This is a genomic window from Streptomyces sp. SAI-135 (genome assembly GCF_029893805.1).
Classification (GTDB): Bacteria; Actinomycetota; Actinomycetes; order Streptomycetales; family Streptomycetaceae; genus Streptomyces.
The window spans coordinates 43,822-69,386 of sequence record NZ_JARXYP010000002.1 but is presented as its reverse complement, the minus strand read 5'-3'; the positions used below and the strand labels follow the sequence as shown (position 1 = coordinate 69,386).

The following is a 25,565-nucleotide window of genomic DNA, read 5'->3' as shown; positions in this document are numbered from 1 at the left end:
ATGTCTGCGTCCGGCTCACGGGAGGGCGGCCGTAAGGCCTTACTCCACCGGGCCTTCCAGTGTCCAGCCGTCCGCGACCACTTCGAGGTGGAGCTCTCCCGGCTCGGCCGTTTCGCCGCAGCGATCGCATACGGCGTGCTGGGTGTACTGGTGATCGTGGTGCCGTAGCCGCAGAGGGGGAGACGTCGCAATCCAGCGATCTCCCCAGCGGAGCAGTTCGCGCAAGGTGCCGACCAGGTCGCGACCGGCCTCAGTGAGGTAGTAGCCCTCGTGGCGAGGTTCGTCGGGCAGCGGGCGTCGCTCCATGACGCCGGCCGCGACCAGTCCCTTCAGGCGAGCGGACAGGCGGTCGGTCGGGGCGCCGGTGTTCCTGGCGATCTGACGGAAACGGTGGTTGCCGAACGTGACCTCGCGGATGGCGAGCAGGGCCCACCGATCGCCCACCACCTGCAAGGCGGCGGCGATCGAACAGGGCCGCCCGGGTACTTCTCCGGGATCAATGCGTTGTGTCGTCACCCTGACCAGTATCCATTACGCGCTTTGAATTTCAAAGCTACAGGGTCAGGCCTCGCCCGGCTCCCGCCACCCCGCGGGGAACATGGTTTGAATATCAAATCACATCGTGCTTCTCTGATCCCATGACATGGAAGGTTTGGTTTTCAAAGCAGCGTGTTGCCTCGCTGGTGATCCTGCTCGCGGTCTTCATGACGAACCTGGATCTGTGGATCGTCAACGTGGCGCTGCCCGCGATGGGCGCAGCCTTCGCGTCGCCCCATGGGCAGGGCGCGACGCTCAACTCCCTGTCCTGGGTACTCAACGCCTACGCCATCGCCTTGGCGGCCCTCCTGGTGGTCGCGGGCCGTACCGGCGACCGGATAGGGCAGCGGCCGGTGTTCCTCGCCGGGGTGTCCCTCTTCACCCTCGCCTCGCTCGCCTGCGCCCTGGCCCCCGACCTATGGACGCTCGTGGCGGCACGGGCCCTGCAAGCGGTGGGGGCCGCAGCCCAACTGCCCACCTCGCTCGCCCTTCTCCTGGCGACCGTGCCCGCCGAGAGCCGCACGCGCGCCACCCGCAACTGGGCGGCAGTCGGAGGACTGGCTGCCGCCGCGGGCCCCGTCGCCGGCGGCCTGCTGGTCCAGGTCGACTGGCGCTGGGTCTTCGTGATCAACGTACCCATCGGCATCGCCACCGTCGTGGCCGGCCTTCGCGTCCTGCCCCGTACGACCCGCCGGGAAGAGGGCCGCCTGCCCGACATGCTCGGCGCGCTGCTCGTCACCGTCGCTGTGGCAGCCCTCTCCGGAGCTCTCGTGCAGGCCCCGGACTGGGGATGGCTGAACGCCAGGACTCTCGTGCTGTTCGCGGTCGCGCTGGTCACCGCGATCGCCTTCACCATCCGCTCACTGCGTCACAGCCACCCGCTGTTCGAGCTGCACCTGTTGAGGCTGCCCCGATTCGGCACCGCGAACATCGGGACCTTCGTCTTCGGCGTGGCCTTCGCCATCATGCTGCTGTCCAACGTGCTGTGGTGCCAGGAGGTCTGGCACTGGAGCGCGCTGCGCACCGGCGTTGCCATGGTGCCCGGGCCGGCCCTGGTCCCAATCGTCACGCTGCTCACCGCTCGTGCCGCGCAGCGCCTCGGCCACGGGCCGCTGATCGCCGTCGGTGGCCTGCTGTTCGCCGCAGCGATGGTCTGGCGGGCCTGCTTCGCGTCCCTCGCCCCCAACTACTGGGTTGATCTGCTGCCCAGTCAAGTCCTCAGCGGTGTGGGCGTGGGACTCACGCTCGGCACCCTGATGGCTGCGGGCGTCAGTTCCCTGCCTCCGCACCGCTCCGCCACCGGGTCCGCCCTGGTCAATTCCGTACGCCAGATGTCCGCCACCGTGGGCATCGCCGTCCTGGTTGCCATCCTCGGCGCGCAGGTGGGCCCGGCCCAGCGCCAGCACTTCCAAGCGGCCTGGGTGCTGGCCGCCGCCCTCGGCCTGGTCTGCACCCTGATCGGACTGCGGCTGACCCGAAGCGCCCGCGATCAGGCGAGGCCACAGGGGGCAACCGGCCCGGCCGGTGCACAGGCGGCGCCGATCGACGCGCGCTGACACTGCTCCAGCCACCTCAAGCAACGCGGCACGAGGCCGACGGCTCGCAATGTCTGCCACGCGCCGCTACGAGAAGGCCCAAGAGGGCCGGTGGTGTTCACCAGCGCATCCCCAACTCATCAAGGTCAGCCCCGGCGCTGTGGGCGCAACTTGGCTGCTCTGCGGCGGGTGCTGTCGACCCAAAGCGCCGAGCTTCACCAAGATCCGCACCCAAAGCAGGGCGGGGTTGCAGACGCATGGACAGCACCATCCGGCTCAGCGGATGCGGGGCAACGCCTTGTCAGGGTGCGCGGTGTGGACGTAGCGGACGGCGGTGCCGGGATGGATGCCGAACAGGTGCACCAGGTGTACCGGGTCGGCGGTTTGTCGGGCCTCGTCCAGTACACGGTCGCTCCACATCTGGCGCGGGGTGATTCCGGCTTGGTCGAACGCGCGCCGCAGCGCGCAGTAGCTGACGGACGGGAGGGCGGGGTGGTGCGCTGAGTGCGTTGTCACCAGCAGGTGCGGGTTGGGTGATGCGGGCCACTGGTCGTGACGTTCCTGGAGCCACTCGTCCAGGAGGCGGAGGGTCAGCGTGTCGAGATAGACCGTGTGCAACTGGCCGCGCAAGTCGACTCTGAGGCTTGCGCGGGCAAGGTCGGGCGCGTTCATGCGCAGTCGAGCAATGTCGGTGACCTTGATGGCGTGGACAGCGACCAGGCCGACGGCCAGTCGCCCCATCGCACTGTCCACCCGATCCAGCAGGCCACGTAGCCGGTCGCTGGGCAGTGGTTCAGGAAGTCGAACGGGGGTGGTGAGGGAGAGCCCGGCGAGCGGGTTGGTGAAGACGGCACGTTCCTGTTTGAGGGCGCGGAAGACGCTGAGCAGGACGTGATGGACGCCGCGTGCCTGGTGTCCCTGCCGGTCACCGAGGGCGGAGGTCACGTGCGCGGTGGTGATCTCCCGGAGATCCAGCCCGTCCTGGCTCCAGAGGTTCAGGACGGGGAGAACGACGTTGAGGTCGCGTCGGATACGCGTGTAGTTGACGGGCGGGTGAGGGCGACGCCCCTCCCCGCGGCGGACGGCGACCCAGGTCCGCATCTGGTCGGCCATGGCGTCAGAAAGTTGTCGGAGCTTGACTTCGATGGCCTGGCGGTGCCCGGCGTCTGTGCGGGCGGCGTCCAGGCGGGCGAGTGAAGGGCTGGTGGCCATATTGCGGTCGTGGTCGGGTTCGAGCAGTCCACGCTCATGCAGGAAGAACACGATCCGGTGCAGAGAGGCGTTCGGCTCCAGCCTCGCGAGCGCGCACACGTCCCGCTCCGGGACGGGCTCCTCCACACCCGTGTACGCCAGGAGGCGGTGCAGCATCTGGATGGAGTAAACGTGGTTCGGCTGACGGCCGGCTGTGACGGGAAGGCAGGCAGAGAACTGTTCCACCAGTGCCTGTGCTTCGTTGCTGAGCGGGGGCAGCAGGCGGTGGGGGACAGTGTGAACGGCCCTCCAGTCACGCGGGGCCGTCAGCAGGGCGGTCTGCCCAGGGACCACCGGAACGCAAGCGAACAGCGAGGCGGCGTGGTCGTGCTCCTGAGCGGGTGCCGGGTACGGCTGTGTTCCCTTGCCGACTACCCGGTGGGCAAGTGCTCCGGCGAAGGTGAGTTGAGTGAAGGTCCCGTACGGCTGGGGCACGTTCCGCACGAATGCCAGACAGCCCCGGCACAGGCTCGTCTTCACATGCAAGGGGAGGCCGTCGCGTCCGCATCGGGTGCACCGCCCTATCGGCCGTTTCGCACGGTAGTTCGCGCACGCGGTGCACAGGCGAGTGGTGATGCCCCAGCTGCCGCAGTGCGCGCAGCCTGTCACGGTGCCGGCGGGCACTCGAATCCTGTGCTGACGCATCTGGTCGGTCATCTGCGTCGGCCCCCGCCACAGGCCTGCCTGCTCCAGGACCTTCTGTGCGGCAGCCGCGCCGAACTGCATCCCGCGGCCTTGGTCGAGGATCTCGCGGGAGACCTGTCTCTCGCCCTCGGCATCCCGCACGGCCAGGGCCAGCCGTAGCCGCCGCCCTACCTGGCTGCACCATGCCCGGCCCAGGCCGCGCTGCCGGGCCAGGACCAATGTGTACTGCTTCAGCGCCTCCTCCTCTGGCCAGTGTCTCTCTGCAAGGTCGAGCAGTTCCGGTGCCCCCAGCCGACGATGCACCGGGAACAGGATTTGCTGGCCCGGCATCGTCGCAGGCAGCACACGGCGTCGGGGCTCCGCAGGCCGCGCTGTGGGCGGCTTGCCAAGGCGCCAGGCTCCGTCCGCCACGCCGGGAATCAGCAGCCGAAGCTGCGTCGCAGCCGGAAAGCAGGACACGTTGCCTGCCGCCCGTTCGGCGTGTAGCGCCAGCTGGCACCCGCGGCAGAGCCCGTCTCGGCCCAGGTGCTGCTGGTACCGACACCGGGGGCACAGTCCGCGCTGGGAGTACTGGTGATCCCACTGCTGGCACCCTCTGCATCGCCAGCTGCGCCGGGGTTGTCCCGGCGCCACCGCCAGGCAGTCCTCGCACTGCCTGATCCGCTCCAACGCGCGGCTCAGTTCGGGGGCTGCAGGCGCCGTGGGCCATCGCCTCGCGGCACCGGCCGCACTGGCCGTACCGGGTCCGGAGCCCTTTCACCACCTGCGACCGCCCGGCTCTCACCTTGATCCGCCGCGGTCGCGGCCGGCTCGGCTTCCAGGAGATCGGCCACGGTACATCCCAGCGCCTGGCAGATCAGGTCCAGGTCCTCGAGCCGCACGGTCACTGGGGTGCCGCCCCACAGTGCGGACACCTTGCTTAACGACGGATTGAAGCCCACTCGCCGAAACGCCGCCAGCAAGTCGGTCGGCCGCCAGATGTCCTGTCGCGCCGCCACCCAGCGCAGATTCCACTTCATCGAAGGCTCCCCGTGTCCGCCACCAGCCGCTGCCCGGCCCGTTCGGCTGAAGCCCGCCGCGCCGCCTGCTCCGGATCGCCCTGCGCGGTCAGGAGGTATCGGACCGTGGTCGTACTCCACCAGTGCCCCAGCAATCGCTGCACCTCCCACAGGGACATCCCCCGCTCGTAGTTGTGAGTCGCGCACGCATGACGCAGGAGATGAGGGAACAGCTCCGCCACCGGGCCCGGGAGATGCGCCAACGACGCTGCCCGCAGCGCCCGCCTGAACGTCGAGGGGACCATCTTCGGCGCGACTGGCATGTTCAGCGCCGCGACAGCCACGGGCAAGCGTTCGGACGGAAACAACGGCGCCGATGGATGCTCAGGATCGTCCCGGAACAATCCGCGCACCTCCTCCACGTACCACCAGAGCAGCTCCCGCCCCTGCTCGAACAAGAACGCCTCACGCTGCCGCGGCCCCGACCCCCGAGCCCCCTTGCCATGAACGAGGAAGCGGCCCCACTGGCCCGACTCCCAGTGAACATCGCGCATACACACACCGCACAGCTCAGCCGCTCGCACGCCCGACAAGTAGGCGATCTTCGCCATGACGTAGTCACGGCACGCGACCGCCTCCTTGCGTGCCTGTGGCAGAGCACGCCGCCACGCAGCGAAGAACTCCCGCATAGCCTGCTGCGACGGCGGCACCCGCAGACCGAAGTCACCCCGGTGGCGGGGCCGATTGAACGGATCGATCGGCGACTCCACGACTACACCGAAACGACGGTTGATCTCACCCGCGTACCGTTGCTCAAGGAACGCGAAGTACCCGTCAATAAGGTTGATCTTGGTGCGAACGGTGGAGCGGGCCCGCTTGCCCGGTCCGGCGAAGTAGCGGTCGAGGTCTCGTGGTTGCAGGCGCCATGGAGCCAGATCCAGGTACTCACAGATCTCGATCACAGGTTTCACGAGCTTGTCGACCGTTTCCGGCATCAGACCCGCCGCGTCGCGTGCCCACTGGTACTCAGCGAGGGTGTCGAAGAAGTAGTCACGCTCCGACAGGCCGTCCCGCTCGCCGCGGCGGCGGTGCAGCTGAAAGACGTCCGCCAACCCAGCGCCGCCGAGCTCCTCCGCCGGCCTTGGCTCCAGCGCGGTGCGACGAGTTCGGTATTCATCCACGAACACGCAGATTACGAACCACGCTTGCAGATTCTGCGAGTTTCTGCGGAAACTCCACCGACTCAGGGACATGTCGAACACGGGTCTCGGACCTGTCGACATGTAAGAGATCGCACGCAGCGATCGACTACGAACCCGCGCGTACTCCAGTTACGAAGTGCGCCGGCCGCACCTCCGCCGCCCGGAGAGCGCCGGCGCCGCGGCGGTGCAGCCGGTCCTGCAGCCGCTCGAACGCGAGGCGGCCGTTCTCCCACACCACCAACTCGCCGTCGAACGCGGTCGCATCGGGTAGTTGCCCGGCCCCGGACACGACCTCCGGGAACGCGGCAGCCATCTGCGTGCCGCGCCTCGAACGCAGCACCACCTGGCCCTGGTCCACGGACATGAGAGCCCGGAACCCGTCCTTCTCCAGACTTTGATGTGTCTCATGATCGCCGATACTGACTGCCCCATGGCCCCCAAGGCCGAGATGCGAGAATCGCCCGATATGCCCTGCTAGTCTCGGCCGGGTGCCCTCACCGCATCGACCGCACAGGGAAGGAAGCGCGTGTCCAGGGTGGCAGGAGTCGAAGCGGGTCAGCGCCGCCTGAACGGTCCGCAGACGACGGGCCGCGAGTACCGGAATCTGTCGGAGCCGGTACACGCCATGCGGTGCGACCGGGACGTCACCGTGGGGATGCGCGATGGTATGGAGTTGCTGGCCGACGTGCATCGACCGGACAGCGACGGCCGGTTTCCTGTACTGATCGCGGCATCACCGTATCCGCGTCAGATCCAGGACCTGGGCACGCCGATGGGCTTCATCGAGGCCGGTGCGTCCGATTTCTGGGTGCCGCGCGGCTACGTGCACGTGATCGCCAACCTGCGGGGGACTGGGGGATCCGGGGGGACGTTCGGGTTCTTCGACGCTCAGGAGCGTCGTGACCTGCACGACCTGGTCGAGTGGGCTGCGGAGCAGCCGTGGTGCGACGGCAGGGTCGGAATGATCGGCATCAGCTACTTCGCCATGGCCCAGTTGGAGGCGGCCGTCGAGCGCCCCGCGCACCTGCGGGCGATCTTCCCAGTGGCTGTCACCGCCGACCTGTACGAAGCGGCGATGCACCACGGGCTGTTCAGCTCCAGCTTCGTGACGCCCTTTCTCGCCATGGTGGGGCTCACCTCGGCCCGCAGCGACCGATTCTGGCGCAACCGGCTGATCGATGCGGCCCGAGACGTTCTGCGTGCGGCGCCGCTGCACAAGAAGTTCGCCACGATGAACGGCGAGTCGTCGGTCACGCTCCTGCGTGCCGCGCTCAAGCTCCACCACGATCCGCACCCGTGGGACGACTTGTGGCGCGCCATGGCGGTCGAGCACCCGCTGCGTGACGAGTGGTGGGACGAACGAAACCTCCTGCCGCTCCTCGACCGAGTCGAGGTCCCCACCTATCTCGGCTGCGACTGGCAGAACGTCCCGCTCCATCTCCCTTCCACGTTCCGCGCCATGCGGGCGCTGACCGGCGCTCCGGTCGTCCGGGTCGCGATGCTCGGCGAGTTCGGACTTACATGGCCGTGGGAGAGCCTCCACATCGAGGCACTCGCCTGGTTCGACCACTGGCTGAAGAATCGCGACACGGGCATCCTCGACGGCCCCGCGATCCGGTACTGGATGCCCGGCGCCGACGAGTGGCGCACAAGCGATACCTGGCCCCCCGAGGGCGCTGAGCAACGTGAATGGAGCCTGCGTGCCGACGGCACGCTCGGCGACGAACAGGACAGTCCGGGCGAGCGTTCGTTCATGGTGCTCGGCGCGGGACTCGATCGATCGCGGTCGAGCGACGCCGACCCTCCCACCCAGCTGGCATGGACCAGCGAGCCGCTGACCGAGGCGCTCGACGCCGCCGGCGACTTCGAGGTCGAGCTCCACGCCGCCGCCACCGCCACCGACACGGCCTGGGTCGTCACCCTCCAGGACCTGGCGCCCGACGACACCGCTGTCGACGTCACCGCCGGATGGCTCCGGGCCAGTCTGCGCCGGACCGATCCTGACGCCGACTCGGCCAGGCCGCTCGAACTCCCTTGTCGCGAGCCCAAGAGCGTCGTCCCGGGTCTGGTCACCACGTATCGGATCCCGCTCGTCACCAACGCTCGGAGGTTCGCCACCGGGCATCGCATCCGGCTCGTGGTCACCAGCGACGACCAGGACCGCAGCACCCCCGCCATCATGGGGTTCCGCCACGCGCCCGTCGGCACGAGCAGCCGGAACACCGTCCATTCGTCGTCGAGGCTCGTGCTGTCCGTGGCCGGGCAGCCCGACCGACACACCCCAGAAGCGGGCGTGAGCACGTGAGAGATGCACCCGATGCGAATGCCGGATCCGACGGTCCGGCCGGCCTCGATCTTGAGCAAGCCCTGACCATGCTCGCCTGGAGCGATCCCGCACTGACCGAGGACCCCGGCGCGGCGTTGACCCGGCTCAACATCGACGTACCGCCCGTCCTGCGGTTCGACGTGCGACTCCAGCGTCCGGACACGCTGTACCTCGTCATCCCGCCCGTGTCCTCCGACGACGTCGGCGGCGAGAACGTCGTGAACCAGATGGACTTGTGGCGCAGCGGCGACCAGTTCGTCTGGATCCTGCCGCAGGAGGCGAAGACGGCACTGCTGGAGATGCGCGAGCAGTACCGCAATCGTGGTGGCGGGGAGGGCCGATGAGCGCCGATCGTTTCACCGAGCACTACCGGCTGCTCAGCACCAACCCGGCGATGAGGGCAGCGCTACTGGCCGACCCCAAGGCGGCGCTCGCCGCCTACTTCGGCTCCGTTGTCGACGGCGCGTACCGCATCGAGGTCATCGAGCAACGGGCGGACACGATCACCGCGGTCATCCCGGCTCCCCCCGGGCCGGGTGTCGACCCGGCCGCCCGACTGGCCGACGTCTCCGGACGGATCTACGACATGCTGCACAGCAGCGGCATCGGCGGCTACCTGATCCCCGACGAGGCACTCACCTGGGTGCTGCGGGACATGCGAGCGCTCTGGGCGGGAGGGGACGGCGCCGATGACGCCGACAGTTCCACCCCGGGCAGCTGATCGTGCCGGGCACGCACTGTGCTCCGTACCGTGGGAGAGGAAAGTGGCGTGAAGGTACGCGACGCGTTTTTCGAGGTGCTCCGGAGCCACGGCATCACCACCGTCTTCGGCAATCCCGGCTCGAACGAGCTGCCGCTGCTGCGTGACTTCCCCGACGACTTCCGCTACGTCCTCGCGCTGCACGAGGGCGCGGCAATCGCGATGGCGGACGGCTACGCCCTGGCGACTGGCAGGCCCTCATTGGTCAACCTGCATGCCGCGGCCGGCACCGGCAACGCCATGGGGAACTTGACCAACACCCAGTCCGGCCACGTTCCCGTGGTCGTCACGTCCGGACAGCAGGCCCGACGCTACGCCGCCCTGAACGCGCTCCTCACCAACGTCGACGCCACGGCACTGGCCGACCCGCTTGTGAAATGGAGCTGCGAACCCCTGCGCCCCGAGGACGTACCCCAGGCGCTCTCGCAGGGCATCCTGCTGGCAGGATCCGCCCCCACCGGCCCCGTCTACCTCTCGCTGCCCCTGGACGACTGGGACCACCAGGCGGATCCCGACACACTGAAGCACCTCAAGGCCCACACCGTGCAAGGCGACCCGGTCGTCTCCGAACCTGCCCTCGACCTCCTACGCCGCCGGCTCGCCGGCGCGGCCAACCCGGTCATGGTCGTCGGCCCCGGTATCGACGACGCCACCGGATGGGACGGAGCCTGTCGGCTCGCCGACAGGCTCGCCCTTCCCGTGTTCGTGGCGCCGAGCCCGTCCCGCTGCCCGTTCCCCACCCGGCACCCCGGCTATCGCGGTGTCCTGCCCTCGGACATCCCCGGGGTCGCACGCCACCTCGACGGACACGATCTCGTGGTCGCCTTCGGCGCGGCGATCTTCCGGTACCACGCGTTCGAGGAAGGTGACTACCTGCCTCCGGGCACCGAGCTGTGGGCTGTGACCTCGGATCCCGACGAAGCCACCCGAGCACCATTCGGCCAGATCCTGGTCGGCAACCCCTCCGACGCCCTGGCCCGCCTCGCAGAGACCGTCCCCGCCCGCCACCGACCGCCGCCCCCACCACTCGAACGAACCAGCCGCCTGAACGAGGCCGGCCCGGCATTCAGCGCGGAGGCGATCGTCGACGCCCTCGACGTGGCCAAGGACGAGAACACCGTTCTCGCCCACGAATGGACATCGGTCGACACCACATGGGACCGCTTCGACATCTCACGACCGGGAAGCTTGTACTTTCCGGCTTCCGGAGGTCTTGGATGGGGCCTGCCGGCAGCCATCGGCCTCCAACTGGGCGATCCCTCGCGTCGCGTACTGGCCATGCTCGGTGACGGCGCCCTGCATTACACAGTCAGTGCGCTGTGGACGGCAGCCCGATACCGCGTCCCCGTGGTCTTCGTCGTCGCCTGCAACGGCGAGTACGGGGCGCTCAAGAAATTCACCCAGATCATGCAGGCGCCCGGCGTGCCGGGCCTCGAACTGCCCGGCATCGACATCACCGGCATCGCCTCGGCATACGGCATTTCCGCCACCCGCATCGACACACTCGCCGCACTGACAGCGGCAGTGACAGCCGCGCTCGCCACGGACGAGCCGCACCTGATCGAGGTACCCCAGCAGCCACTGACCGCCGAGCTGCGGCAGTCCCGCCCACGACCTGCCCCTATCCCATGATCACCGGTCTAGCGTTAACCGCCGTCAGTTTCCGACGATCCATAGCCTGGATGAGCGCGCCCAAGATCAAGTCACCGGGCAGGTATAGCGCTCGGTCTGCCATCCGATGGCGTCCAGAACCGCGCGGAGCAGAAGCGAGTCGCCACGGCCTGGAAACACACGGACCAGGTTCTTGAGCGCTAAGGTCCCCAGCCCGTTCGCATACTCATCCAGGGCCGCGCGCCTGGCCTCGGCTGCGCGAGCAGGGGCGGCCGATGTGGCGGGAGCGGGGTCTTCGCGGCCTGTCATGCGTCCTGATCCCATGCGTTCACCCGGAAGGATCGTGGCCAGGAGATCACGGCCCTGTGCGATGTCGGCCGGGAGAAGGTAGGAGCCGTAGACCGGGACATCGCACGATGCTGCCGCGCTGGTGACAGCCCGGTGAATCAGGATGTGGTCGGGATGGCCGGTGAGCCCGTCTGGCCCCACTGTGAGTACGACATCAGGAATGATCGTCTGGATCTGGTCAGCAATGACTTCGGCCAGGTCTGCGACCGATGCGGTGGTCAGTGAACCGGTCGTTGGCCGCCCTGCGGTATCTGTCCATCGGCCTTCGGCCAGCCAGTTCCACTCGCTGACGCCGAGCGTGGTGCATGCCGCATCCAGCCGCGCGGATCGGCGTCTACGTGCCTCAGCGCTGGAAGTGACGTCATTCTCAGCGGCCTCGCCGCCCGAAGCGGTGCGCAGGACGACGCGGCTTCCCTGCTGGCTCAGCATGGCGATCGCCGCACAATGAGCGAACACCTCGTCGTCGGGATGCGCCGTTAGCACGACGGTCGTTTGACCCCCTACCCAAATGGCTGAACAACACGGCAGGCTCCCCAGATTGACGGGCCGACAGGCTATCGCTGTGCTGGCGTGCCGAGGAGTACGGGCCCACCTCCGGCGGTCCCCGGCGCCGGAACAAGCGGGCAAGGTCCTCGATCTCATGGCCGCCCTGACCGAGTCTGTCCAGCAGGCCAAGGCCTCCCGGGGCGAAGACCCCGACGCCGAAGTCCACGAGATGCCGAAGAGGAAGGAGACTACGAAGAAGGCGGCCGCGCGCCGGTCACGCAGCCCCTGATCCGTCTTATCCGTGCCATGTTCTGCGTCCGCGGGTCGGCAGGCGTTGCCTTTGGCGTGTGTGCATCCGACCACAGACCAGACCCCGGTATGCAGCCCGTGCCGTGGCCTCAGTACGCGCGTCTCTGGGGTGGTGTCACGCAGGGCAGGGCCGTTTCTTGGAGCGTGTTCAGGTAGACATGCTCCATCGACCCTTCGGTCATGTCCGGCGGGGTGGTGTAGTCACGGCAGCTGTTTCGGTTCCGGTTGTGGGGTGATCTGTGGTTCGGCTTCGGTTGGCTTGGTGGTGAAGAGCTCGGCCATGGAGGCTTCGGAGAGGTAGCGGCGGTCGAAGACCTGCCACTCGTCGTGGAGTTCGGCCAGCACCGCGGCGGCGAGCCGGTCCAGGGCTGCGGGGTTTGGGGAAGACCTGGACGACGTCGGCCCGCCGTTTGATCTCCCGGTTCAGCCGCTCCAGCGGGTTGGTCGACCAGATCTTCTTCCAGTGCGCCGGCGGGAAGTCGGCGAATGCCGTGATGTCGGTTGCCGCATCCAGCAGCATCGTCTTGACCTGCGGGAACTGCCGTCCGAGCATGTCGGCGACCACGTTCAGCTGGGTGCGGACCTGCTCGCCGGTGGTCTGCGCGAAGATGGTGCGGATGGTGGCGGCGACCATCTCCCCAGAGCCCCTCTCGATCACCGAGAACACGTCCCGGACGAAGTGAACCCGGCACCTTTGCCAGGCCGCGCCGAGGAAGACAGTGCGGATCGCGGCCACCAGCCCGCTGTGACTGTCGGAGATGACCAGCTGGACGTTCTCCAGGCCGCGCGCTCGCAGCGAGCGCAGGAACTTGGTCCAGAACGGCTTCGACTCGCTGTCGCCGACCATCAGGCCGAGGATCTCGCGGTGCCCGGTGGCGGAGATCCCGGTCGCGATGACCACGGCCTGCGAAGCGATCCGGTGGTTCACCCTCGCCTTGCAGTAGGTGGCGTCCAGGAAGACGTAAGGGAAGACGGTGTGATCCAGCGGCCGTTCCTTGAACGCCGTCAGTTCCTCGTCCAGTTCGCCGCAGATGCGGGAGACCTCGGACTTGGATATGCCGCTGTCCGCACCGAGTGCTTTGACCAGGTCGTCGACCGAGCGGGTCGAGACCCCGTGCACGTATGCCTCCATCACCACGGCGAACAGCGCCCGGTCGATCCGTCGCCGGCGTTCCAGCAGCGACGGGAAGAACGACCCGCTGCGCACCTTCGGGATCTTCAGGTCCAGGTCGCCGGCCTGCGTGGTCAGCAAGCGTTCGCGGTGTCCGTTGCGCCAGGTCGTGCGGGTCTCGGCGTGTTCGTGCGGCGCGGCACCGATCACCTCGGTGGCCTCGGCCTCGATAAGCTCCTGCAGGATGCGCTCGCACACCACCCTGATTGCTTCAACTCCATCGGCCCGACGTAGTGACTCAAACAGCCGCATCAGCTCAGACTGGGACAAGGCCATCGCGTGCTCCTCCGGTCGAACTGCCCGTTCACCAAGGAGACTTGCGCGATGGCCTGCCCTTGCTCAGGGAGTACGCACGCCCAGCGGATGTACGCCCCGGGCAGACACCCGCGCGTTCCGCAACGCGGCCCAGCTACACCACTTCAAGGGACGCCATCTGAAGGTCGCCGCCGTCGGTCAGCAGTTTGAAGATAGAACGATGTGACGCACGACACCATTGACCCCACTCGTCACATGATCTTCACTGCTTCCTCTAAAGAAAATTTAAGGAACGGGTGGGGCGTGCTGAGGCAAAAACGGGGGCGTAGTTGGCGTCGGGCGATACCCGGCGGTGCAGTGGCAGGCATGCTCTTGGTGGGAGCGATTCCACTGGTGGGAGTCGGGGCGGCTCCGGCCCTCGCCGACGACGGCGCTGCCGCGGCGGTAACCGATCAGACTTCAGAGTCCGAGGCCAGTGCGCTGGCGGCGCAGAGTGGTGAGCGGGTCGTTGTGGATACGGCAACGACAGAGTCGTCGCAAGTTTTGGCCAACCCGGACGGCACGTTCACGCAGGAGATGAACGCGGCTCCGGTCCGTGCCCGCAAAGACGACGGCACGTGGGCTCTCATCGACACCACCCTGGTGCGTGAAGCAGACGGGTCTGTGCGGTCGAAGAACACGACGGCCGACGTTACTTTCTCGGGCGGCGGCAGCACGGATGGTCTGGTCACGTTGGCCGACGAGGGGCACAAGCTGCGCTTGGGCTGGCCCACTTCACTGCCCGAGCCCCGGATCGACGGTAGTACCGCCACCTACGCCGGCGTCTTCCCGGACGTCGATCTGAAGCTGACGGCGCTGAGTTCGGGTTACACCTCAGTGCTCGTGGTCAAGACGGCCGAGGCTGCGAAGAACCCGGCGCTCGCGACCATCAGCATGAGCGTCTCCGGCAGCGGCCTGGACATCGCTCCGACGGCAGACGGAGGCTTCGTGGCGCGCGACGGCGACGGCAGCCCCGTTTTCGGCAGTCCAGCGGGACGGATGTGGGACTCGGCTGGTGACACGCCAGCCGCCGCATCCGGCGTCTCGACGCAATTGGTCCGCGATGCCGCATCTGCGGGGACGGAAGCCGCAGGGGAGGCGGACACGGTTCCGCTGCCAGCAGCCGGGGGAGAGCCGGCCTCATCGGAGGGTCCGGGCAGTGGTGATGCTGCGGCCGAGGTGCCGCTCAAAATCACTGATAGCACTTTGGAGATGACGCCGGATCCGGCGCTGCTGCACGGTGAGGACACCGTCTTCCCCCTCTACATCGACCCGCCCACCAAGGGCATCGCGCTGGGCGACTGGACGGCCCTGGCCTCCAACGGCACCAAGTACTGGGAGTTCGACGGGGACAAGGGTGTGGGGCGCTGCTCCAACTACGCCGGCTACCTCTGCGCCAACACCCCATACACGCAGCGCATGTACTTCGAGTACCCGCTGTCCTCGATCCATGGCAAGAAGATTCTGGACGCCACGATGGAGGTGTACCAGCTGTGGACATTCACCTGTGATCCGCACACCTACGACCTGAGCCATGTGAATAAGGGCATCTCCTCCAGCACCACCTGGTCCACCCGGCCTACGGCGGATGACCTGATGGGGGACCAGAGCGTGGCCTACGGGCGGGGCGAATTGTGCAAACCGTCGCAACCGGCGAACTGGGTGCGGTTCAGTGACAACGTAAACGGAGAGCCGAACGAAAACCTGACGACGACCCTTGCCACGCACGCCGCGAACAAGGCTGCGCAGATTACGTTCTCGCTGACCGCGCACGACGAGTCCGACGCGGGCGCCTGGGCGCGGTTCCGCAATGACGCCAAGCTGTCGGTGACGTACGTGTCCTACCCGTCCACGCCGACCTCTTATGGCGTCCAGCAGGGCAACACTGGGCGGGCCTGCAACGCCTCCGGCCTGCCGTTCGCCACGAGTGATTCCTCGCCGAAGATGCTGGCCACCGTGCAGTCGGCGGACGGCAGCCAGGCCCAGTTGCGTGCATCGTTTGAGGTGTGGAAGGCGGATGGTTCCAGCCGTGTCTGGGCGGCGGCTTCGCCGGACGGGGCCTGGGTGGCTGACAACGCCGCCCGCAGTGCATCCACCAGTGTGCTGCCGGAACAGACGAACTACCGGATGCGGGTCAAGACGCAGGCTTACTACATGACGGACAGGGGTGTTACCGGCGTACTGGACTCGTCGTGGTCGTCCTGGTGTTACTTCCGGGTTGACACGAAGCAGCCGCCGTCTCCGGTGGTGACCAGCGCGGACTACGGGCCGGCCGAGACCGCCCCGGCTGCGGGCGGGGTGGGAACGCCGGGCAAGTTCACCTTCACTCCTGGGGACGACGACCTGGCCACGGCCGGTATTCAGTCGGACGTCACCAGCTACAAGTGGAAGCTGAACAGCGGCCCGGTCTCCTCTGCGATCCCTGTCGCCAAGGGCACCGCCACCACCCAGACCATCACACCAAATCAGGCCGGTGAGAACACCCTGCAGGTCTGGGGCTTTGACGCGGCCCAGAACAGTTCCCTGACCGGCTACTACAGCTTCCTGGTGAAGGGCGCCGAACAGCCCTCCGGGATCTGGCACCTGGACAACACGCTCACCGACTCCACCACTGCCACCCAGCACCCGCTGACCTCGTCAGGATCCACCTGGGACACGCTCGCCCGCAGCGGCATTGGTGCGGCGAAGCTCAATGGCACGAGCGCCTACCTGGCCACCTCCGGCCCGGTGCTGGACACCACCAAGTCCTTCACCGTCTCCGCCTGGGTACGGCTGACGAAAAAGGATGTCAACTACACCGCCCTGTCCCAGGCGGGCACTAACGCCGCCGGATTCCAGCTGTACTACTCCACCGCCTACAACGCCTGGATCTTCAACCGGCACCAGACGGATGTCGCCAGTCCCGCGATCACCCGCTCGATCAGCGCCAGGCCGCCGGTCCTGAACGCTTGGACTCACCTGACCGGCGTCTACGACGCGGCAGCCAACACCGTTCAGCTCTACGTCAACGGCGTGCCGCAGGGCACTCCGGTGCCGTTCCCGGTCGCTCCGTGGAAGGCATCGGGCGGCCTGCAGGTGGGGCGGCTCCTGGCCTCTGGGGCCAGCAAGGACAACTTCGCCGGAACCATCGACGAGGTGAAGGTCTGGTCCCGCACGCTCGCGGACAGCGAGGTGGCCCACGAGGCGTGGCTGGAGGACGAGGACCTCTCCGACGGCACCTCCGGCGACCCGGTCCCCGCGCTGGTGGCCAAGTGGGACGCCACAGACGTCGCGAACGCGACCGGCACCACGGTGAAGGACACCAGCGGCTTCGCCCGCAACCTCACCCTTAACGGCGCCGCACTCACCCAGATCAGTCACGGCGACCCGGACATCGGCGAAGAAGTCACCACTACCCAGACCATGACTCTCAACGGCACCACCGCTTACGCATCCGCCGCCGGCCCTGTCGTCGATGACACCGGTTCGTTCACCGCGACTGCCTGGGTGACGCTGAACCCCGCCCAGTTCGCCGACACCAGCAAGGCGTATGCGGTGCAGGTGTTCGGCCAGTCCGGGACGAGCCAGTCCGCCTGGGGCGTGTGGTACGAGCAGCCGGCCGGTAGCACTCAGGGGAGATGGACCTTCGGCCGCCCCGACAAGGACGGCACCGGGGCTGCCTGGACCACGAGCGCATCCAATGCCCTCACCACGGCCCAACTCGGCGTCCCGGTCATGCTGACGGTCGTCTACGACGCCCAGGCGACAGCCGTCGACGACGACACCTCCAAGCTCGGCGGCCTCAAGCTCTACGTAGACAGCGCCCAGATGGGCGACGAGAACGGCGTGCCCTACACCGCCCCCTGGCAGGGCAGCGGTGCGTTTGAGATCGGCCGGGCAAAAATCAACGGTGCTCCCGCGCGCTACTTCCCCGGAACGATCGACAGTGTCCGCCTCTGGGCCGGAGCCACCTCCACCGACATGATCGCCAACCGGTTCAACATCGAACAGCAGTAGCAGCAGGGCGGGACAGGACCAGCCTCACAATCTGCCCTGTCCCGCCCTGCCCGGATTTCCCGCGTGGTCCACAGCGCACCGCCGAGTCACAGCGCTCCTGGGCGCCGAGGCCGTCACCTGCATGCTTCCTGATCATCTCCGAGAACAGGGGACTTCATCGTGTCTTCACCGCCTTTCCGCAGACGGCTGCCAGGAGTGGCAGTACGCCGCTGGCTCGGCCGTGGCGTACTCGTTGCCTCGCTTTCTCTCCTGCCGCAAGTCGTGATCCCGTCGGGATACGACTTCGCCGCCCAGGCCCAATCCACGGCACGCAAGAAGCTGGAGGAGCGGCCCGACGCGAAGATCGACAAGGTCGGTGTACTCAAGCCCGGCACGTCCAAGGCGCCGAAGGACAAGGCGGCACCGGCGGCCCGCGAGACCCGCGAACGGCTGAAGAAGACCACCTGGCCGACGACCGGAACGGCAAGCGCCGACGTCCCGGCGAGCGGCGGCACTACGGTCACCGTCGGCGGGCTCGGCGTAAGGCTGGCCCAGCAGCCCACCACGTCGGCGGCGAAAGCACCGAAGAGCAAGACGGCGCCGAAGGGCACCGGCCCGGCCGAGAAAGTGGCACTGCGTCTGCACTCCCAGGCAGCCGCGAAGAAGGCGGGCGTCAACGGTGTCCTGCTCACCGTCGACCCGGCCGGCACAGCATCCGGGAAATCCACCGGTGACACAGACACACTCCGGGTCTCCCTCGACTACTCCTCCTTCTCCGATGTCTACGGCGGCAACTTCGGCCCCCGACTGCGCCTGGTGACACTGCCGGCGTGTGCGCTGACCACTCCCCAAAAGAAGTCCTGCCGCACCCAACGGCCCGTGACGGGCGCCGACAATGACGCGGGATCGCAGACCCTGACAGGCACCGTCTCCGCCCGCACCCTGGCCGCCGGCACCCCCATGGTGATGGCAGCGGCCGCCGACAGCTCAGGTGGCGGAAGCGACTACAGCGCCACCTCGCTGTCCCCGACCGCGACCTGGGAAGCCGGCGGCAGCACCGGGGACTTCACCTGGAACTACCCGCTCCGGGTTCCCCCGGCGACCGCAGGACCGGCCCCGAACCTGTCCATCTCCTACAACTCCGCCTCCGTGGACGGCCGCACAGCCGGCGAGAACAACCAGACCTCCGTCATCGGCGAAGGCTTCTCGCTCACCGAGTCCTACATCGAACGCAAGTACAGCTCCTGCAAGGACGACGGCCAGTCCGGCAAGGGCGACCAGTGCTGGAAGTACGCCAACGCCACCCTCGTCCTCAACGGCAAAGCCGTCGAACTCGTCAACGCCTGCACCGACAAGACGGCCTGCGACACCGCCGCCCTCTCGCAGGCTTCCGGCGGCACGTGGAAGCTGAAGAACGAGGACGGCACCCGTGTCGAGCACCTGACCGGCGCCACCGGCAACGGCGACGACAACACCGAGTACTGGAAGGTCACAGACGCCTCCGGCATCCAGTACTTCTTCGGCAAGCACCGCCTGCCCGGCTGGAGCGACAAGGGCACCACCGACACCACCGACGACGACCCGGTCACCAACTCCGTATGGACCGTCCCCGTCTTCGGCGACGACCCCGGCGAACCCTGCTACAAGTCCACCGGCTTCGCCGACTCCTCCTGCAACCAGGCCTGGCGCTGGAACCTCGACTACGCCGTAGACCCCCACGGCAACGCCTCCGCCTACTGGTACACCAAGGAGACCAACTACTACTCCAAGAACGCCGACACCACCGTCAACGGCACCGCATACACCCGCGGCGGCTACCTCAACCGCATCGACTACGGCCTGCGCAGCGACCTCATCTACGCCAAGCCCGCAGCCCAGCAGGTCCGCTTCACCTACGCCGAGCGCTGCGTCGTCTCCGGCGGCTGCTCCAGCCTGACGGCGGACACCAAGGCCAATTGGCCCGACGTGCCCTTCGACATGATTTGCGCGTCAGGCAGCAAGTGCACCACCCAGATCGGTCCGTCCTTCTTCACCCGCAAGCGCCTCACCGATATCACCACCTCGGTGTGGACCGGCAGCGGCACCACCCAGCGGGACGTGGACACCTGGCACCTGGACCAGAGCTTCCCCGACACCGGCGATGCGTCCTCGCCGAGCCTGTGGCTGAAGTCCATCCAGAACACCGGCAAGGCCAACACCACTGCGGCCGCCATGCCGCCGGTCGTCTTCGGCGGCATCCAGCTGTCCAACCACGTCGAGGGCAGCACCCCCGACACCTTGCGCTACATCAAGTGGCGGGTGCGCACCATCAAGTCCGAGACCGGCTCGACTATTACAGTCAACTACTCCGCCCCGGACTGCATCTGGGGCACCAGCATGCCGGCGAACATCGACAGCAACAAACGCCGCTGCTTCCCGGTCAAGTGGTCCCAGTCTGGGGCAACCCCGGTCACCGACTGGTTCCACAAGTACGTGGTCACCTCCGTCCTCCAGGACGACCCCTACGGCCACGGCGACACCAACGAGAAGTACTACGACTACCAGGACGGCGCCGGCTGGGCCTACGCCGACGACGAGGGCCTGACTAAGGCCTCCAACCGCACCTGGTCCCAGTGGCGCGGCTACAGCAAGGTCGTGGAAACCTCCGGCGACTCCGAAGGCCCGCGCTCCAAGAAGTCCACCCTCTTCATGCGCGGCCTGAACGGCGAAAAGGAACTCGACGGCACCGCCCGGGTCGAGAAGGTCACCGACTCCACCGGCACCGCCATCGACGACTCCCGCCAGTACGCCGGCTTCGTCCGCGAGACCATCGTCTACAACGGCACCGAAGAGCTCAGCGGCACCATCAACACCCCCTGGTCCCACAAGACCGGCAGCCACACCTACAACTGGGGCACCACCGACTCCTGGATCATCCAGGCAGGCGAAACAGCCACCCGCACCAAAACCTCCACCGGCACCCGCACGGTCACCCAGAAGACCACGTACGACCCGACGTACGGCATGCCGATGACCGTCGAGGACAGCGGCGATGCCGCCAAGACCGGCGACGAGTCGTGCGTGAAGACCAGTTACGCCCGCAACACCACGGCCTGGCTGGTGGATCTGGTCTCGCGTACCGAGACCTACTCGGTTCCCTGCGCTACCACGCCGGTACTGCCCGACGACGTCGTCTCCGACATCACCACGGCCTACGACAACCAGGCAGTTGGGGCGGCCCCCACCCTGGGCGAGATCACCGCCTCCTACCGGGTAGCGAGTTACGACGCCGACAAGAAGCCCGTCTACCAGCAGGTCTCCAGCTCCACCTACGACAAGCTGGGCCGCACGCTCACCGCGACCAACGCACTCAACCGCACGATCAAGACGACCTACGTCCCTGACGACACCGGCTACGGCCCGCTGACGTCCAAGACCACCACCGACCCCAAGCTCTACACCTCCACCACCGACGTGGACCCGGCCTGGGGCACCGCGACCAAGACCACCGACGCCAACGGCAACAGCACTGAGTGGTCCTTCGACGCGCTCGGCCGCCTGCGCCAGGTCTGGAAGCCGGACCGCTCCCGCGCACTCCAGGACGCCGCCAGCATCGTCTACACCTACAGCATCAATAACGACAAGGAGACCTGGGTCCGCACCGACGCCCTCAAGGCCGACGGCAACACCTACAACAGCTCCTACGAGATCTTCGACGGACTGCTGCGATCCCGGCAAAAGCAGGTCCCCGCCCCGGGCGGCGGCCGGGTGATCTCCGAAACCCTCTACGACGACCGCGGCCTGGCCTACATCACCAACGCCCAGGTCCACGACAACAACGCCCCCTCAGGCACCCTGGCCAACACCTTCCCCGGCTCCGTGCCCGCCTCCACCGAGACGGTCTACGACGCCGCCGGCCGCGCCACCGATTCAATCTTCCGGGTCTACAACCAGGAGAAGTGGCGCACCAAGACCGACGACCAGGGCGACCGCACCGCCGTCACTGCAGCCGAGGGCGGCACCGGCACCCTGACGATCAATGACGCACGCGGCCGGATCACCGAGCGCCGCGAGTACGGTGGCCCCGCCCCAACCGGCAGCGACTACACCCGCACCCTGTACGAGTACACCCCCGGCGGTCAGCTCAAGAGGATGACCGGACCGGACGGGGCGGTATGGACCTACGGCTACGACCTGCGCGGCCGCAAGACCACCTCCACAGACCCCGACAAGGGGAAGGTCGACACCACCTACAACGACGCCGACCAGCCACTCACAGTCACGTCCACTCTCAACAGTGCCTCACGCACACTCATCACTGACTACGACGAGCTCTCCCGCAAGATCGGCACCTGGGACGGGGTGAAGGACAACGCTCACCAGCTGACCAAGTTCACCTACGACTCGCTGGCCAAGGGGCAGCCGACCGCCGCCATCCGCTACGTCGGCGGCACTGCCGGCAAGATCTACTCCCAGGTCGTCACCGGCTACGACGCGCTCGGCCGCCCCAAGGGCACCAAGACCGTCATTGCCGCCGCCGACCCGCTGGCCCAGGCCCTCACCGCCGCTGGCGCCTCGACATCGTTCACGACGTCCACCGTCTACAACATCGACGGCACCGTGCAATCCACGTCTGTGCCCGCGGTGGCCGGCCTGCCTGCCGAGGCCGTCGAGAATCGGTACAACGACCTTGGCATGCTCATCAGCACTGACGGCATGACCGACTACGTGCAGAACATCGGTTACTCTCCGTACGGCGAGATCGAGGAGACCCGCCTGGGCACCTCCACCGCCGCCAAGCAACTCCAGATCTTCAACCGATACGAAGACGGCACCCGCCGCCTGACCAACACCCACACCCTCGACCAGACCAACGCCGGCTACACCAACGACGTCGACTACGTCTACGACGCCACCGGCAACGTCAAATCGGTCACCGACAAGGCCAACGGCACCGACACCCAGTGCTTCACCTACGACGGCTACCGTCGGCTGACCGAAGCCTGGACACCGTCCTCCAATGACTGCGCCACCGGCCGCTCGGCAACGGCGCTCGGCGGCCCGGCCCCGTACTGGACCAGCTGGACCTACAAGATCGGCGGTCTGCGCGACAGCCAGACCGAGCACAAGACCACCGACACCAAGACCATCTACGGCTACCCAACGGTCAACGCGAACGGCACCGGCCAGCCCCACACGCTGACCTCAGTCACGGTAGGCAGCGGCACCGCCAAGCCGTACATCTACGACGAGCAGGGCAACACCACCCAGCGCTACGGCGCCACCGGCACCGCGCAGAGCCTCGTCTGGGACATCGAAGGAGAACTGAGCAGCCTCACCGAAGGCACCAAGACCACCGACTACCTTTACGACGCGAACGGTGAACTCCTCATCCGTCGCGGCCCCATCAAAACGGTCCTCTACCTGGCTGGCCAGGAACTCCACTACGACACGGCCGCCAAGAAGTTCACCGCCCAGCGCTACTACCCCTCCGGCGACGCCACCGCGGTCCGCACCGAGACCAGCTTGTCCTGGATGGTCGACGACCACCACGGCACCGCCTCCATGACCGTGGACGCCGCCACCCAGGCCATCACCCGCCGCTACACCAAGCCCTTCGGCGAGGCACGCGGCACCACACCAGCAGCCTGGCCCGACGACAAGGGCTTCCTCGGTAAACCCGCAGACGCCGACACCGGACTCACTCATGTCGGCGCCCGCGAATATGACCCGGCCACCGGACGGTTTCTCTCCGTCGACCCCGTCCTCGCCCCTGAGGACCACGAGTCCCTCAATAGCTACGCCTACGCCAACAACACCCCGGTCACCAAGTCCGACCCCACCGGCTTGAAGCCGGTCACGGACTGCGAACGCGGGTGCAACGACGGCAATGGCGGCAGGTATCACGACTACATGACACCAGGACCCAACGGGACCTGGGTGTACCACTCCACACAGACCTACACTCAAACGTTCCAGTACCAGAAGACGGGCGGCGGTACCGGAAGCGGCACCATGACCGTCACCGTGCGTACGGACGGGGGCGTCAAGTCAGCTCAGGTCGTATTCAAGAAAGGGCCCGACCCAGCACCTGAAAAGAAGGAACAGCCTCGTTTCGGATTGCTCAATGGGAGCTATCCCATCCCGGAAAATCAGGCCGCGAAGGACCTCCTCGCTGACCGACCCAAACTCGAAACCTGGCAGAAGGTCCTAGTTGGTGGCATATCGGCCATTGCGCTGGCCGTGGTCGCCGCGCCAGTAGCCGTCGCCCTGGGCGAGGGATGTCTGGCCACGGCTCCGGTATGCGCGGCAGAGATTGCAGAGATGGTTACCGGCGGTGCGTCCGGTGGAAGTGCGGTCGTCGGAACTGGTGCAGCAGCCAGCGCGGTAACCGGACTAGCGCGTCGAACCTCGAATACCGGAGCCTTCGCTGAACTAGCAGTACCCATGCAGAAGCGCGTGGTTAACCAGATGGCAGCGAAAGCAGGAGTGGGACTTGACGGCGTTAAGGTAAAGATCAATCGCGACACCGACCTGCTCGGCCGCCAGTTGTACGGACACACCTCTCCTGATGGAACCATCACTCTGTATCCTGACGCGTTCCGTTCGGAGGAGGATCTCGTGCGGACGATCGGACACGAACGGATGCACGTAATGCAGGCCAAGATCTTCGGTTCGACACCGACTTTGGAAGAGGAACAGGCATGGGAGCGTGCTGCATACGCAGCGGAAGACCAGTTCTGGAACTACTACAACGGAAAGTTGAAGTGAATGACGGATCGGCACGCTTGGCTCAAAGCACTGGCTATGGTCACCGATGCTGGTGGAGATATGGCACGACTGGCGTGCCCTTCCTGTGGTCGACTGGAGCTAGAGCTTCGGTACATTGTTGACCCGGAAAGTCGAACCGGCTACGCGCTATTTTGGTGTCGGGCGTGTCTACATGGGATCAGTGTTTCTCGAGTGCGCGCTCCAGAAGGAATGCCGATACATGCAATCGGCGACCCGTCAGCGGTGCAAGGTGTCCCAGAGTTCTTCCGCTATGAGTGAAGAAATTCGACGGAAGTAACTAAACTCGCCCAGGTGTGCGCAATTGAGTTCACCGAGCTTCACTGGTAGTCGCGAGGATGGAAGTTACCGTGTGGTAGGGGGGTCTCGCTGTTCCCCTACCGCCAGTCCCCCTCGTCGCCCGCTCAGAGTTCCCCAACTGTCTACATGGGCACCGGTCAGCGCAACCGGACCACGGCGACGACCGCGTCGGGTCGTGCCGGCCACGACCTCCACCATCAGGTTGCCGACGGCGGGCGTTTAGGAGTCGCCGGCCTTCGTGCATGCCCGCCCGGCCTGGGGGACCGGGCGGGCATCACGAAGGACGGGAGTGCCGTGGTGAGCCGATGGCGCAGCGTCCCCCGTCCGTCGGGTAGCCGTACAGGGCCGGGCGCTGCCGGTGAAGCCGACCACGGTGGCGTCGACTGTATCCGCGTGCTGGACTTTCGCCCACACCTGGACCGCCTTGTAGGCCGACCGCAGCGGCTTGGCTACGATCCCCTCAACGTCGGTGCCTTCGAGTGTCTCGTACCAGAGCAGGGCCTCGTCCAGGTCCGTGGTTGACCACACCGGCACGATCGGCGGGTCGACGTCGGCGAGCACGTCCAGGAGGACCTAACGGCGCTTTCGCGTACGGGCGCGGCCGTAGTCTGGGAAGCCTGCCGCAGGGTGGGCCAGGATGTCGAATGCCACGTACGTCGCCGGGTGCTGGTCGGCGAGTTCCCTCGCGCGGCGGAGGGACAGCGCGCGGGGGAGCAGACGTTGTTGCCGGTGCCCAGCCACAGCTTGTCGGGACCATTCCCGCATGTGCGGGGAGCAGCGGGGGAGCACGGGCGGCTGCTCATCCCTCCCGGGGCATCCCCGCGCATGCGGGGAGCAGTTGGTGACGGCGTTGACGGGAGTCTTCGCGAAGGGACCATCCCCGCGCGTGCGGGGAGCAGCCGCGTACTCCCATCTGCCGCCTCTGCGGCAGGGGACCATCTCCGCGCATGCGGGGAGCAGATGACCAGCCACATTCTGCCGTAGCAGAAGGCGGGACCATCCCCGCGAGTTGAAGGAGCACGAAGCCTCCGCGGTGACAGCTGGCGAGG

14 protein-coding genes and 1 pseudogene are annotated in these 25,565 nt (G+C 67.1%); 8 read left to right on the top strand and 7 right to left on the bottom strand.

Annotated elements, in window-relative coordinates; genetic code table 11:
- Positions 1-39 precede the first annotated feature (39 nt).
- The gene (locus M2163_RS05060) at positions 40-516 is read right to left on the bottom strand and encodes a helix-turn-helix domain-containing protein (RefSeq protein WP_280893201.1); all 477 of its coding nucleotides are present in this window, start codon (positions 514-516) and stop codon (positions 40-42) included.
- Positions 517-638: 122 nt separating this feature from the next.
- Here M2163_RS05060 and M2163_RS05055 point away from each other — a divergent pair, with 122 nt between their 5' ends.
- Complete coding sequence (locus M2163_RS05055) at positions 639-2,093, top strand: DHA2 family efflux MFS transporter permease subunit (protein ID WP_280893200.1); 1,455 nt, start codon at positions 639-641, stop codon at positions 2,091-2,093.
- Between the two features lie 255 nt (positions 2,094-2,348).
- Here M2163_RS05055 and M2163_RS05050 read toward each other — a convergent pair whose 3' ends face one another.
- From M2163_RS05050 to M2163_RS46580, 4 genes are read right to left on the bottom strand one after another with little or no spacing between them, the layout of a single operon-like run.
- A complete protein-coding gene (locus M2163_RS05050) occupies positions 2,349-4,637 on the bottom strand; it encodes a hypothetical protein (RefSeq protein ID WP_280893199.1) in 2,289 nt (762 codons plus the stop codon).
- Positions 4,638-4,645: 8 nt separating this feature from the next.
- Entirely contained in the window at positions 4,646-4,987 is a 342-nt protein-coding gene (locus M2163_RS05045) for a helix-turn-helix transcriptional regulator (RefSeq protein ID WP_079031367.1), read from the bottom strand.
- Positions 4,984-6,228, bottom strand: coding sequence for a site-specific integrase (locus tag M2163_RS05040; protein ID WP_280893198.1), 1,245 nt, complete (start codon positions 6,226-6,228; stop codon positions 4,984-4,986). Before M2163_RS05040 ends, M2163_RS05045 begins: the two co-directional genes overlap by 4 nt.
- A 46-nt stretch (positions 6,229-6,274) precedes the next feature.
- On the bottom strand, positions 6,275-6,790 hold the full coding sequence (locus M2163_RS46580) for a hypothetical protein (protein ID WP_348541387.1): 516 nt from the start codon (positions 6,788-6,790) through the stop codon (positions 6,275-6,277).
- On the opposite strand from M2163_RS46580, the gene M2163_RS05030 reads away from it, so the two are divergent.
- The 4 genes from M2163_RS05030 to mdlC are packed head-to-tail and all read left to right on the top strand — an operon-like array spanning position 6,704 to position 10,886.
- The gene (locus tag M2163_RS05030) at positions 6,704-8,473 is read left to right on the top strand and encodes a CocE/NonD family hydrolase (RefSeq protein ID WP_280893196.1); all 1,770 of its coding nucleotides are present in this window, start codon (positions 6,704-6,706) and stop codon (positions 8,471-8,473) included. The genes M2163_RS46580 and M2163_RS05030 overlap by 87 nt on opposite strands.
- Positions 8,470-8,838 carry a nitrile hydratase gene (locus M2163_RS05025; RefSeq protein ID WP_280893195.1) on the top strand — a complete coding sequence of 123 codons (369 nt, stop codon included), beginning with the start codon at positions 8,470-8,472 and terminating at the stop codon, positions 8,836-8,838. Before M2163_RS05030 ends, M2163_RS05025 begins: the two co-directional genes overlap by 4 nt.
- Positions 8,835-9,215 (top strand): hypothetical protein, encoded by a 381-nt coding sequence (locus M2163_RS05020; protein WP_280893194.1) that lies wholly within the window; start codon positions 8,835-8,837, stop codon positions 9,213-9,215. The genes M2163_RS05025 and M2163_RS05020 overlap by 4 nt, the downstream gene beginning before the upstream one ends.
- A gap of 48 nt (positions 9,216-9,263) precedes the next feature.
- The gene (mdlC, locus tag M2163_RS05015) at positions 9,264-10,886 is read left to right on the top strand and encodes a benzoylformate decarboxylase (RefSeq protein ID WP_280893193.1); all 1,623 of its coding nucleotides are present in this window, start codon (positions 9,264-9,266) and stop codon (positions 10,884-10,886) included.
- A 66-nt stretch (positions 10,887-10,952) separates the two neighbouring features.
- Here the strand turns inward: mdlC and M2163_RS05010 are convergent, their stop codons facing one another.
- A complete protein-coding gene (locus tag M2163_RS05010; RefSeq protein ID WP_280893192.1) occupies positions 10,953-11,696 on the bottom strand; it encodes a PIG-L family deacetylase in 744 nt (247 codons plus the stop codon).
- 157 nt (positions 11,697-11,853) lie between these two features.
- On the opposite strand from M2163_RS05010, the gene M2163_RS05005 reads away from it, so the two are divergent.
- Positions 11,854-11,988: a hypothetical protein gene (locus M2163_RS05005; RefSeq protein WP_348541388.1), complete on the top strand. Its 135-nt coding sequence runs from the start codon at positions 11,854-11,856 to the stop codon at positions 11,986-11,988.
- A gap of 221 nt (positions 11,989-12,209) precedes the next feature.
- Here the strand turns inward: M2163_RS05005 and M2163_RS05000 are convergent.
- Positions 12,210-13,455, bottom strand: a pseudogene (locus M2163_RS05000) (IS256 family transposase).
- 345 nt (positions 13,456-13,800) lie between these two features.
- Between M2163_RS05000 and M2163_RS04995 the strand changes: the two are divergent.
- Entirely contained in the window at positions 13,801-17,469 is a 3,669-nt protein-coding gene (locus tag M2163_RS04995) for a LamG domain-containing protein (protein WP_280893191.1), read from the top strand.
- Between the two features lie 261 nt (positions 17,470-17,730).
- Complete coding sequence (locus tag M2163_RS04990) at positions 17,731-24,198, top strand: RHS repeat-associated core domain-containing protein (RefSeq protein ID WP_280893190.1); 6,468 nt, start codon at positions 17,731-17,733, stop codon at positions 24,196-24,198.
- Positions 24,199-25,565 lie beyond the last annotated feature (1,367 nt).

Bases quoted from the DNA above. Each gene is read 5' to 3' on its own strand.
- M2163_RS05055 (WP_280893200.1), top strand. From the start codon at position 639: ATGACATGGAAGGTTTGGTTTTCAAAGCAGCGTGTTGCCTCGCTGGTG.
- M2163_RS05045 (WP_079031367.1), bottom strand. From the start codon at position 4,987: ATGAAGTGGAATCTGCGCTGGGTGGCGGCGCGACAGGACATCTGGCGG.
- M2163_RS05020 (WP_280893194.1), top strand. From the start codon at position 8,835: ATGAGCGCCGATCGTTTCACCGAGCACTACCGGCTGCTCAGCACCAAC.
- M2163_RS05005 (WP_348541388.1), top strand. From the start codon at position 11,854: ATGGCCGCCCTGACCGAGTCTGTCCAGCAGGCCAAGGCCTCCCGGGGC.
- M2163_RS04995 (WP_280893191.1), top strand. From the start codon at position 13,801: ATGCTCTTGGTGGGAGCGATTCCACTGGTGGGAGTCGGGGCGGCTCCG.